Annotated in this window: 9 protein-coding genes and 1 pseudogene; 5 read left to right on the top strand and 5 right to left on the bottom strand. The window is 61.9% G+C overall.

The genetic code is table 11. The features are described 5' to 3' along the window. Positions 1 to 154: 154 nt before the first annotated feature. The gene (locus KRX12_RS00870) at positions 155 to 3952 is read left to right on the top strand and encodes a multifunctional oxoglutarate decarboxylase/oxoglutarate dehydrogenase thiamine pyrophosphate-binding subunit/dihydrolipoyllysine-residue succinyltransferase subunit (protein ID WP_218365418.1); all 3798 of its coding nucleotides are present in this window, start codon (positions 155 to 157) and stop codon (positions 3950 to 3952) included. Positions 3953 to 4082: 130 nt separating this feature from the next. Here KRX12_RS00870 and KRX12_RS00875 read toward each other — a convergent pair whose 3' ends face one another. After that, positions 4083 to 4811 carry a hypothetical protein gene (locus KRX12_RS00875; RefSeq protein WP_218365419.1) on the bottom strand — a complete coding sequence of 243 codons (729 nt, stop codon included), beginning with the start codon at positions 4809 to 4811 and terminating at the stop codon, positions 4083 to 4085. A 211-nt stretch (positions 4812 to 5022) separates the two neighbouring features. Between KRX12_RS00875 and KRX12_RS00880 the strand changes: the two genes are divergently transcribed. Further along, a complete protein-coding gene (locus KRX12_RS00880; protein ID WP_218363823.1) occupies positions 5023 to 6111 on the top strand; it encodes a magnesium and cobalt transport protein CorA in 1089 nt (362 codons plus the stop codon). A gap of 351 nt (positions 6112 to 6462) precedes the next feature. Here KRX12_RS00880 and KRX12_RS00885 read toward each other — a convergent pair. Further along, positions 6463 to 6930 (bottom strand): annotated as a pseudogene (locus tag KRX12_RS00885) (general stress protein); the annotation flags it as partial. Between the two features lie 310 nt (positions 6931 to 7240). On the opposite strand from KRX12_RS00885, the gene KRX12_RS00890 reads away from it, so the two are divergent. From KRX12_RS00890 to KRX12_RS00900, 3 genes are read left to right on the top strand one after another with little or no spacing between them, the layout of a single operon-like run. Further along, positions 7241 to 8545, top strand: a complete 1305-nt coding sequence (locus KRX12_RS00890; RefSeq protein WP_218363824.1) for a magnesium transporter MgtE N-terminal domain-containing protein — start codon at positions 7241 to 7243, stop codon at positions 8543 to 8545. A gap of 3 nt (positions 8546 to 8548) precedes the next feature. After that, positions 8549 to 9136 (top strand): DUF1003 domain-containing protein, encoded by a 588-nt coding sequence (locus tag KRX12_RS00895; protein WP_218363826.1) that lies wholly within the window; start codon positions 8549 to 8551, stop codon positions 9134 to 9136. 30 nt (positions 9137 to 9166) lie between these two features. Next, complete coding sequence (locus KRX12_RS00900) at positions 9167 to 10294, top strand: Mrp/NBP35 family ATP-binding protein (RefSeq protein WP_218363828.1); 1128 nt, start codon at positions 9167 to 9169, stop codon at positions 10292 to 10294. A gap of 96 nt (positions 10295 to 10390) precedes the next feature. Here the strand turns inward: KRX12_RS00900 and tatB are convergent, their stop codons facing one another. The 3 genes from tatB to sigE all read right to left on the bottom strand — a co-directional run bounded on the left by tatB (position 10391) and on the right by sigE (position 12105). Next, positions 10391 to 10876: a Sec-independent protein translocase protein TatB gene (gene tatB, locus KRX12_RS00905; RefSeq protein ID WP_218365420.1), complete on the bottom strand. Its 486-nt coding sequence runs from the start codon at positions 10874 to 10876 to the stop codon at positions 10391 to 10393. Between the two features lie 129 nt (positions 10877 to 11005). After that, positions 11006 to 11374, bottom strand: coding sequence for an anti-sigma factor (locus KRX12_RS00910; protein WP_218363832.1), 369 nt, complete (start codon positions 11372 to 11374; stop codon positions 11006 to 11008). Between the two features lie 80 nt (positions 11375 to 11454). Beyond that, positions 11455 to 12105, bottom strand: coding sequence for an RNA polymerase sigma factor SigE (sigE, locus tag KRX12_RS00915; RefSeq protein ID WP_218363834.1), 651 nt, complete (start codon positions 12103 to 12105; stop codon positions 11455 to 11457). Positions 12106 to 12264 lie beyond the last annotated feature (159 nt).

Consider the following 12264-nt stretch of genomic DNA (forward strand, 5'->3'; position numbering starts at 1 on the left):
CCGCCACCGTGGTGGTCAGATCTCGCACGAGAGGTGCGTAATTTCTGCCCAGATTTAGGCGACAAAAGGGGTGGACCACCGTTAGTCTGGTCCAATACCACTAAACTGTGTATGAATCACCCAATAACCCAAGGAAATGAGGCGAGCACCTGCCGTGAGCAGCGCTAGTACTTTCGGCCAAAATCAGTGGCTGGTAGACCAGATGTTCCAGCAGTTCAAGGAGGATCCCTCCTCCGTAGACAAGGAATGGCGCGAGCTGTTCGAAAAGGAGGGCAGCCCCGCTGAGCCCACCCCCGAGAACACCCCCGCATCCTCGTCCAAGAGCTCCAAGAAGGCCGCCCCCAAGGACACCGAGGGCTCCGGCCCTAAGGCCCCTGCAGCGCCGAAGAACACCGCAGGTCCGAAGAATAAGGCCCAACACAGCGAGCCACAGCCCATCGCTGAGAAGGCCCGAAAAGCAGCCACCGATCCCAATACCAAGATTGCGCAGGCTCGCGAGGCCAATAAGGAGAAGAAGCGGAAGGCAGCCCAATCGCCTCTGACTAAGATTCAGGACAGCCCCGAGGCCGGCAATTTCCCCATGAAGGGTGCCGCCAAGGCCGTGGCAAAGAACATGGACATCTCTCTCGAGCTGCCCACCGCCACCTCGGTGCGCGATATGCCGGCTCGGTTGATGTTCGAAAACCGCTCGGTCATTAACAATCACCTCAAGCGGACTGTGGGCGGCAAGATCTCCTTCACCCACATCATCGGCTACGCCATGGTGAAGGCAATCATGGCGCACCCCGATATGAATAACTCCTACGAGGTCATTGACGGCAAGCCGAACCTAGTGGTGCCGGAGCACATTAACCTCGGTCTTGCCATCGATATGGAAGGCAAGGGCGGCGAGCGTTCCCTCGTGGTCGCCAAGATCGCCGAGTGTGAAACCCTCGACTTCAAGCAGTTCGTCGAGGCCTACGAAGATGTGGTCGAGCGCGGCCGCACCGGCAAGCTGAAGATGCCGGACTTCCAGGGCATCACCTGCTCGCTTACCAACCCGGGTGGTATCGGTACCCGCCACTCTGTGCCCCGCCTCACCAAGGGCCAGGGCCTCATCGTGGGCGTGGGCTCCATGGACTACCCCGCCGAGTTCGCTGGCGCCTCCGAGGATCGCCTCGCCGAGCTGGGCGTCGGCAAGCTTGTGACCATTACCTCCACCTACGATCACCGCGTGATCCAGGGCGCCGAGTCCGGCGAGTTCCTGCGCACCATGTCCCAGCTGCTGGTGGATGACACCTTCTGGGATGAAATCTTCACCTGCATGTCTGTGCCCTATGCACCGATTCGTTGGCGCCAGGATCAGCCCAACACCGGCATGGACAAGAACACCCGCGTGATGCAGCTGATCGAGGCCTACCGCTCCCGCGGCCACCTCATCGCCGATGTGAATCCGCTCAACTGGCATCAGCCCGGCATGCCGATTCCGGATCACTCCGATCTGCAGCTGGAGACCCACGGATTGACCCTGTGGGATCTGGACCGCACCTTCCACGTGGGTGGCTTCGACCAGCGCGAAACCATGACCCTGCGCGAGGTCGTCACCAAGCTGCGCGCCGCCTACACCCTGAAGGTGGGCTCCGAGTACAACCACATTCTGGATAATGACGAGCGCACCTGGCTGCAGGATCGCCTCGAGGCGGGCATGCCCAAGCCCACCGTCGCCCAGCAAAAATACATTCTGCAGAAGCTCAACGCCGCCGAGGCTTTCGAGAACTTCCTGCAAACCAAGTACGTGGGCCAAAAGCGCTTCTCCCTCGAGGGCGCCGAGTCCCTCATCCCGCTGATGGATGCGGCCATAGATACTGCCGCCGGCCAGGGCTTGGACGAGGTCGTTATCGGTATGCCTCACCGCGGCCGTTTGAATGTGCTCGCCAATATCGTGGGTAAGCCGCTGAGCCAGCTCTTCAAGGAGTTCGAGGGCAACGCTGACCCGGCTGCTGCCGGTGGTTCCGGCGACGTGAAGTACCACCTCGGTGCCGAGGGCAAGCACATCCAGATGTTTGGCGATGGCGAGATCAAGGTGACGCTCACCGCTAACCCCTCGCACCTCGAGGCCGTTAACCCGGTCATGGAGGGCATCGCCCGCGCCAAGCAGGACATCCTGGACAAGGGCGAGGCCGGTTTCTCCGTCATGCCGCTGCTGCTGCACGGCGACGCTTCCTTCGCAGGCTTGGGCGTGGTGCAGGAGACCCTGAACCTGGCCCAGCTGCGCGGCTACACCGTGGGCGGCACCGTCCACATCGTGGTGAATAACCAGATCGGCTTCACCACCACCCCGGATTCCGGTCGTTCCAGCCACTACGCCACCGATCTGGCCAAGGCCTATGGCTGCCCGATCTTCCACGTCAATGGCGACGACCCGGAGGCCGTGTACTGGGTCGGCCAGCTGGCTACCGAGTACCGCCGTCGCTACGGCAAGGATGTCTTCATCGACCTCATCTGCTACCGCCGTCGCGGTCACAACGAGGCCGATGATCCCTCGATGACCCAGCCGAAGATGTACGACCTGATTGACGGCCGCGAGACCGTTCGCGCCCGCTACACCCAGGACCTGATTGGTCGTGGCGATCTGAACAAGGACGACGCCGAGGCTGCCGCCCGCGACTTCCACGATCAGATGGAGTCGGTGTTCAACGAGGTCAAGGAAGCCAAGAAGCGCGATGCCTCCGGCCAGGAGGGCATCACCTCCTCCCAGGAGCTGCCGCATGGTTTGGACACCTCCATCACCCGCGAGGAACTCGTGGAGATGGGCCAGGCCTATGTCAACGTCCCCGAGGGCTTCGAAATCCACAAGCGCGTCAAGCCGGTGGCCAAGAAGCGTGCCCAGTCCGTCAAGGAAGGCGGCATCGACTGGGGTTGGGGCGAGCTGCTCGCCTTCGGTTCCTTGGCCATCGGTGCGGAACGCACCGTGCGTCTCGCCGGCGAGGATTCCCGCCGCGGTACCTTCACCCAGCGCCATGCCGTGATGTTCGACCCGAACACCGCCATGGAGTACAACCCGATCGACCACATCGCTCGCGAAGGCGGCGAGGGCAAGTTCATGGTGTACAACTCGGCTCTAACCGAGTTCGCCGGCATGGGCTTCGAGTACGGCTACTCCGTGGGCAACTTGGATGCTGTGGTGGCATGGGAAGCCCAGTTCGGTGACTTCGCCAATGGCGCCCAGACCATCATCGATCAGTACCTCTCCTCCGGTGAGGCGAAGTGGGGCCAGCTGTCCAAGCTGATCCTGCTGCTGCCCCACGGCTACGAGGGCCAGGGCCCGGACCACTCCTCCGCCCGCATCGAGCGCTTCTTGCAGCTGTGCGCCGAAGGCACCATGACCGTGGCCCAGCCGACCACCCCGGCGAACCACTTCCACCTCATCCGCCGCCACGCCCTGAGCGACCTGCACCGCCCGGTCGTGGTCTTCACCCCGAAGTCCATGCTGCGCAACAAGGCCGCCGTGTCTGCCGTGGAGGACTTCACCGAGGTGAGCAAGTTCCAGTCGGTGATCAATGACCCGAACCAGTTCGATCGCAACGGCGAGCAGCTGGGCGATCCGGAGAAGGTCAAGACGATCCTGCTGTGCTCCGGCAAGGTCTACTACGACTTGGAGAAGCGCCGCGCCGACGACGGCCGCGATGATGTGGCTATCGTCCGCCTGGAGATGCTGCACCCGATCCCGCACAACCGCCTCAACGATGCCTTCGAGTGCTACCCGAACGCCGAAGAGGTGCGCTTCGTGCAGGACGAGCCGGCCAACCAGGGCCCCTGGCCCTTCCTGGCCCTGCACCTGCCGGATCTGCTGCCGGATATGCCGAAGCTGCGACGCGTGTCTCGCCGCGCCCAGGCCTCTACCTCCACCGGTATGGCCAAGGTGCACCAGTTCGAGCAGAAGCAGCTCATTGACGAGGCCTTCGCCGACTAGACGCCTGCAAGCTGAGCCCACATAGCCAGCGGGCTCAGCACAGTGCTACTACGCATCAGCCCCAGGAACCGAGTGATCTCGGTCCTGGGGCTGATGCGTTCGCTGCGTCGTCGATGCTGCGGCGTCGCGTTTAATCCGCGCCGTTGGAAAGCACTCGGTTGGAGGACAAGAAGGTGGTGTAGACCTCATTTTGATCCTCGCCGCTATTGAGCTCCTCAGCGATCTCCTTCAAGGAGGCCTCGGAGATAGCGCCATTGACCACGTTGAGCTTGTCCCATTCCTTACGGTTGAGCAGTGGCCGCTGGTAGAGCACGATAAAGTTCTGCGGCAGTTTCAGGTCTTCGCTCTCTGCGCAGCCATGAGTCGGCGAAAAGTTCGAGTTATGCACGGTGCGCGGCAGTGAGCCCAAGAGGCTATCGAGCACCGTTTCAGAGAAATCAATATCGGTCGGTGTGATCTCACCGGCATCAATCTTCGCGGTGTAGTCCTGCGATAGTTCCTTGGCGCGGACGGGATTGAGTGCTTCGAGAGCCGTGCCGAGGCAGACCACTACGACATCGGCATGGTTGGTTTCCACGGCCTGAATCCGCGCGGCCGTGTCAAGGTCATATTCAAAGTCCACGAAGGTTTGGCGGCCACGAGAGGCAAGCGCCCGCGAGTACAGCTCCCCCATGATCACCTGTTCTTGATCGGAGGAATCCACCATCACCTGCACCGGTGATACTTCTACCTCATTGACCTCGCGGTAGGGCTCGGCGACGCATCCACTGCTCAGCATGCCCACCACACCGAGGGCGCATACAGTGCGCACGGTCGCAGGGGCGCTGGGGTGGAGCTGCCGAGGCATCGTCGTGGTCATGGTGCAAGCAGGCCAATCTAGCTAGGCAAATGGGACTGGCGTGGAACACGAGGCATGCGGCGCACACGCGCGGCCACACCACCGCTGATTCTAGCGCAGCTGCCCCCATAGCCCGTGGCGCCACGGAATTGCTGATATCGCCCTAAGCGGCGGTACACTTGCCTGCGGTCCGCACCACAGTGCTGGGCGTGTACGTCAAGGAGGTTCTCGCATGGTTGATCCACTTCGTTTGCCGCATAAGAGTGGTAAGCACACTGACGCTCAGGAGCACCCTGTGGGGTCTCGACTGCGCGTGCCCGTGGAGCGGGCCGTGGATCGCTGCCGCGTGATGTGCCACGGACGCGAGCTGAACCAAGAGTTCTCATACGAGAGTGCCCTGCACTACGCCACTGAGCACGAAGACTGCTACGTCCTTTTGGAGCTCTCGGAGCCTGATGAGCAGCAGATGGAGCACATCGCCGCGATCTACGGGGTGGATGAACTGATCGTGGAAGACACCGTGACCGCCCATCAGCGGCCCAAGGTGGAGCGCTACGATGATCAGCTCTTCTTTGTGCTGCGCACCGTGGTGTATCAGGAGCATGAGCGCGTCCGTGACGCGAAGGAGATCATCCAAACCGGTGAACTCCAGATGATTCTCGGCCCCAACTTCATCATCGCTATCCGTCACGGAGTACTTACCGGGCTGAAGCGTTGGCGCCGCGAGCTGAGCGAATGGTCCGAGCAGCTCGAGCTAGGCCCTGTGGCATTAGCGTGGCAGCTCTCTGACCTGGTGGTGAATGAGTACGTGCGCATCGCCGGCGAGCTCACCACGGATGTGGACGAGATCGAGGAAGAAGTCTTCACCCCGAACTCCCCCATCGATATTTCGCAGATCTACATGCTCAAGCGAGAGATCCTGGAGATGAGGCACTCGGTGGATCCGCTCAGCACCGCGCTGCGTATCCTCACTCAGAACCACAAAGATGTGCTGAGCAAGCCGCTGCGCTCCTATTTCCGTGACGTGCTGGATAACCAGCTCATTGCGGCCGACTCCATCGCTTCCCTCGATGAGCGCCTCACTGCCTTGATCGATGCTGCCGTGGCCAAGGTCACCATGCAGCAAAACTCGGATATGCGTAAGATTTCCGCGCTCGTCGGTATGGCCGCGCTGCCCACCATGATCGCTGGTGTGTACGGCATGAACTTCGATCACATGCCGGAACTGCACTATGAGTACGGCTACTACGTGGTGCTCGGCGTCATGATTGCCGCGGTGGTTCTCATGTGGTGGGTGCTAAAGAAAAACCACTGGCTCTAACCTCAGCGCCGTGGGGCGCAGGCTAGAACCAGTGGCTCTCATCGTGTTTCATGCGCGGCGTTAGCGTCGCGGAAACTCCGAGTTATCGGAGGGCTCTCCCCACGCCTGATCCTGCTGTGGCTGTTGTGGTGCAGGCTGCTGTGGGTGCTGCGGCTTCTCCTGTTGCGCAGTTTGTTGCGGCTGCTGTTCCTCACGAGGTGCGGGCCAGCCGCCCTGCGGCTGCTGCGGCGCAGGTTGCTGCGGATTCTGCGGCTGCTGCTGCGGCGCCTGCTGCTGCACAGGCGGTTGCTGCACAGGCTGCTGCGACCAGGTGCTGCGGTCGTTGTTGCGGGGCCGAACGATCTGGCCGCGGGCAATCGAGTCACGGGCTTGGCGGGCGGTGTGCGGCTCGCACAAAATGTCATAGCGCCCGGCCACAATCTGGGTGCTCGACGCGAAATCGCGTTTCCCCTTCGACGCGGCATAGGGCACGCTCACAGACACCAGCCCGAAAATCACACCGAGGATCGCACCGGTGAGAAGCGGTACCAGCCAGTTTTCATAAAACAGCCCGAAGAGCAGCCCGAAAAACAGGCCCGCCCACGCGCCGGATACTGCGCCGCCTAAGAGCACCTTGCCCCAGGTCAAGCGACCTTGAACGCGCTCGACTTCCATAAGATCAACCCCCACGATGGTGAGGTCCTTTACCGGAAACTCCTGATCAGAGAGCATATCTACGGCGGCTTGGGCCTGTTCATAGCTCTCGAAACTTGCAACCGGCCACCCTTCCGGGCGCTTCTTCATCGCCATCGCCTTCACGTTGTTCGCGGGGGATGTCATAGCAGTATCTACCAACTTCTTTGCATCTACGGGCAGCACAGCGCCGCCTGGGAATCATTCAGAGCTCGCTTAAGCCGCGCCATCTGGGCTGGCTCGTTATCGGGCCTTCACTAGCCCTAACGCCCGAAGCCTGCGGAAGGTTCCCGAACAATACGTTCCACTACCTCGTTTATGGGGTTTCCCATGCGTAGTACGCTTATCGACGCCCACCTCGCGCCACCTCCCCTCCTGCCGCAGGTGAACACCCAGCTTGGGCGAGCCCCAGCAGCAGTAGCAGGATCTGTGCAGCTGACCGTTACAATATCTAGTTATGAATGCAGTGACGAGAGTGTATGCCGGCCGACTGGCCGGAATGGTGGTGCGTAGCCCAGACGCCGAACCCATTGGTCGTGTCCGCGACGTTGTCGTGATGATGCACGGGCTCGAACGTGACTCTCGCGTACTCGGTCTGATCGTGGCGCTTCCTTCCAAGCGCCGCATCTTCCTGCCGATGCTGCGCGTAGCCACCATCGAACCCCAAGAGATCGTCCTTGCCTCGGGGCAAGTATCGATGCGCTCCTATCAGCCCCGCGAGGGCGAGACGACTATCTCCCAGGACATCATCGGCGCCAAGGTGCACGTCGATGATCCCGAGCTGGAGAATCTCCATGGCAAAGCCGTGGAGGTCGCCGATGTGGAACTGACCCGCACCCGTACTCGCGACTGGGTGATCTCCAAGATCGCGGTGAGCGCCAATAAATCCACCTTCGGCCGGCGCCCCACGCTCTATGTCACTCCGTGGAAGTATGTGCATGGCCTGGGAGAAACCGCGACCAGCCACGAGCAGGAAACCGCGAAGCTGCGCTCCCAATTCGAGGAGATGCGCCCGGCCGACGCGGCGCCGCTGTTCTACAACCTCAGCGCCTCCCAGCGTCGTGCCGTCACCAGCGGCCTGAACGACGAGCAATTGGCCGATATTCTCCAGGAGCTCTCTGAGGAACGCCAGGCCGAGCTGATCGAGGAGCTGGCTATCGAACGCGCCGCGGACGTGCTCGAGGAGATGGACCCGGACGATGCCGCCGACCTGTTGGAAGAGCTCCCCGACGCCACCGCCGACGTGCTGCTGGAACTGATGGATCCAGAAGACTCCGCGCCCGTGCGTCGCCTCATGAGCTTCCTGCCTGACACCGTCGGTGCGCTCATGACCTCGGACCCGTTGGTGATGACCCCGCAGCGCACTGTCGCCGAGGCACTCGCGATGGCGCGCAACCCCGATCTGCCGACCTCGCTGTCCTCTATGGTGTTTGTGGTGCGCCCTCCCACAGCGACCCCTACCGGCACCTACCTGGGATGTTTGCACCTGCAAAAGCTGCTGCGCGAACCCCCTTCGGAGCTCATCGGCGGCTTGCTCGACCCCGATCTCCCACCGCTGTATGCCGATGACCTGCAGGAAACTGCGGCTCGGTATTTCGCCACCTATAACTTGGTGTGTGGCCCTGTGTTGGACGATGACGGTCACCTTCTCGGTGCCGTCGCCGTCGATGACTTGCTCGACCACATGCTGCCCGAGGATTGGCGCGAGACCGGAATCCGGCCCGCCCAGTCCGAGACCACCACGCCCCTACAGGAGGCCTAGCTGATGAGCGATTACCGCAATAGCCTCGATACGCCCATGGCCACGCGACGCCGTGGCCTCCGCATTAATGCGGACGCTGTGGGCGCCATGGCGGAAAGGGTTGCCCGTTTCTTCGGAACTGGCGAGTACTTGTTCTGGCAGACCATCTTCGTGATCACGTGGATCGCGTTGAACCTCGGCGCGTGGAAGTGGCAGTGGGACCCCTACCCCTTCATCCTGTTGAACCTGGCCTTCTCCACGCAGGCCGCCTATGCGGCGCCGCTGATTCTGTTGGCCCAAAACCGACAGGAGGACCGCGACCGCGTCTCCTTGAGCGAGGATCGCCGCCGCGCCGCCCAGACCAAGGCCGATACGGAGTTCCTCGCCCGCGAGCTGGCGTCGGTACGCCTCGCGCTGGGTGATAGCGTCACTCGTGACTATCTGCGCCGCGAGATGGAAGATCTATCCAGTTTGCTTGAGCGCATCGAGGCGAAGCTGGACGATGAATCCGCGGCACGCATCGCCCGCGAACACGGCGACCACCAGTCCTCCGAGTTCCATGAGCCCACTCAAGGCGATGTGGTAGACACCAACCGCCGCCCCCACAGCTAAAGCCCACAGTCAGGAGAATCGCACACCCCGATGTCTCATATTGAAGAATCCCTCGTCCGCCAGGCCCTCTCTCGTGTCGAAGACCCCGAGATCGGTCGCCCCATTACGGAGCTCGACATGGTGAAGTCGGTGGAGGTCACCGGCAACGATGTGGCAGTGGTGATCTATTTGACCATCGCCGGCTGCCCCATGAAGTCCACCATCACAGAGAATGTGCGCGCCGCTATCGAGGAGCTCGACGGCGTGGGTGAGGTCTCGGTCAGCACGGATGTGATGAGCGATGAGCAGCGCCGCAATCTGCGCCTGCGCCTGCGCGGCAGCCAGGATGATCCGGTCATCCCCTTCTCGCAGCCCGACTCCACCACCCGCGTATTCGCCGTGGCCTCCGGCAAGGGTGGTGTGGGTAAATCATCGATGACGGTGAACCTCGCCGCCGCTCTCGCAGCGCGGGGGCTCAGTGTGGGCATTCTCGACGCCGACATCTACGGCCACTCCATCCCGCACATGCTCGGCAGCACCGAGGCGCCCAATATGGTCGAAGATATGATCATGCCGCCCCAGGCGCACGGCATTAAGCACATCTCCATTGCCCACTTCACCGAGGGCAATGCCCCTGTGGTGTGGCGCGGGCCGATGCTACACCGCGCGATCACCCAATTCCTCACCGATGTGTTCTGGGGCGATATTGACGTCCTCCTGGTGGATCTTCCGCCCGGCACCGGCGATGTGGCGATCTCGATTTCCCAGCTGCTCCCCACGGCCGAGTTGTTGATCGTCACCACCCCGCAAGCCGCCGCCGCCGAGGTGGCGGAACGCGCCGGCACCATTGCTCAGCAGACTCGGCAGCGGGTGCGCGGGGTTATTGAAAACATGGGGGCTATGGTGCTTCCCGACGGCAGCACGATGGATATTTTCGGCTCCGGTGGCGGCGCCACGGTGGCCTCCCGCCTCACCGAGCTACTCGGCACCCAGGTGCCACTATTGGGATCGGTGCCGCTCGACCCCGCGCTGCGGGAACAGGGCGATACAGGCATCCCGATCGCCGTGCATGATCCCAGCAGCCCCTCCGGCGCGGCGGTGACCGCGATTGCCGAGCAGCTGGTGCGCCGCGAGGGCTCGCTCACCGGCGTCCAGCTGGGAGTGAACCCGCGGCGCTAGCAGCTGCGTGAGGCGCGCATAGACACCACCCCGCCTTCGTGAAGGATCTTTTCTCTCACGAGGCGGGGTGTGGTGTGTCTTCAGGAGCAGCGCGGCCTAGGTGATGTCATCCCAGCTGAAGTTGCGGTTCTGTGGCCCGCTGGGCGGCATCTGCTGTGCCGGGGGCTGGGCGGAGGAATCGGCGTCCTGGCCCCGGGTATTCGGCACCACCGTGCTGCCGGAGGCGGGTGGCACCGCAGTGCGGTCGCGATAGGCCTCGCCTTGAGTGTCGCTGGCCATGATCTTCTTCGGATCAAAGGAGTCGAGATAGGAGCCATCGCCGTCGAAGAGCGCCTTCGTCAGGGCTGCTTTGGGGCCCATGGCGGTGAATTTCGACAGCTCTTGTACCGGTCGGGCCACCTCTTCGAACTCGGGGCCAATCTCTTCATTAAGAGTCTGTTTGGTGCGGTTGATGGCATCGCGGGCGGCGATGAACGCGGCACGGACGTCTTGGATGACTCCAGGCAGCCGGTCGGGGCCGACGACGATGAGCACCACGACGCAGACGACGAAAATCTCGCTCCAGCCGACGCTAGAAAACACCAGTCCCTCTTTCTTCTTCGCACCATCTCGCTATAGCAGGACACTACTTGTTTCAGATTCTAGCGCGCCACGCCGGCGCGATATGCACCAGGAGCAGCAGGCACACCCGCAGGAAAAAACAGCGGTGCTCTAGCGCCCCTGGACGTGACGAACAGCGCGGTAGAACACCTCGACGCGATCCATCAAGCTGGGTGCACTACCGCGACTTATCTCGTCTGCGCCTGGCCCTTCCGGGCAAGACATTTCAATCTGGGCAAGCTTGGCGATGAGCGAACGCGGTGCTCGCAGACCATCATTGACCCGCTGCCGCACTGACTCGGCGGCCTGCCGCTGGCGATGAACCTCATGGCGACACAAAGGGCAATGCACCAAGTGCACCCGCGCGCGGTCAGCGGCGATCGGGCTGAGCTCGTTATCCACGTAGGCGGCAATGGCCTCGGGTCCTAGGTGCTCGACTGAGTCGAAGCTATCGGCTTCGTTGCGGTAGTCGCTGATCATCTCCGTCGGTCACCTCACCTTCAATGTGCTCGTGTGTTCATGTGTGCTGTGCTGCAGCAGCTGCGGCAGCAGTTCCGGCGCTAGCTGTGGTGAGGCACCAATAGCTTCGCGTTTTCATCATCCGCTGCGGCGGCCCGTTCCAAAGAAGCTCGGAGCTGGGTCCGGCCGCGGTGAATCCTGCTGCGTACAGTTCCCATTTTTACCCCGAGGGTATCTGCAATTTCATCGTAGGACATGCCAAGTACGTCACAGAGCACGATCGCCACACGAAAATCGGGCGATAAACTATCGAGGGCCTCCTGCAAGCTGGGATCCAGATTGGCCACGTGATAGGCCTGCTCAGGGGTCAAAACTGTGCCGGGAACACGCTCATAATCCTCGGGCAGCGATTCCATCCGGATCTTGTTGCGGTGGCGCACCATATCGAGAAACAAATTGGTGGTGATGCGGTGAAGCCATCCCTCGAAGGTGCCCGGTTGGTAGTTTTTTAGCGAGCGAAACACACGCATGAAGGTCTCTTGGGTGAGATCCTCAGCGTCGTGCTGATTACCGGACAAACGAAAAGCGAGGCGATACACGCTATCTGCGTGTTCCTCGACGAGCTCGGCCCAGCTGGGCATCGATCCTTGTCCTGCATCGAAGGCAGCAGTGCCGTGAAGCGGTTCCTCACACGCTGCAGCTGTAGGGGATTCTGCAGCGGCGGGCGAAGCGAGGGCAGGACGATCAGTCATGAGAGCTATTGTGCCGTATGGAGATAAGAAATAACTGAGTTCCGCACAACAATCCCGTAACGCTCGACTGGGAATGCGCTGTCAGCACAGCCGCTGCGCCCTTTTATGGCACTTAAGCCACACCTGTCACAGCTTTGCTGCTGGTGGTGCGTTGTTCCC

This window comes from Corynebacterium sp. TAE3-ERU2, from assembly GCF_019209955.1.
Lineage (GTDB): Bacteria > Actinomycetota > Actinomycetes > Mycobacteriales > Mycobacteriaceae > Corynebacterium > Corynebacterium megadyptis.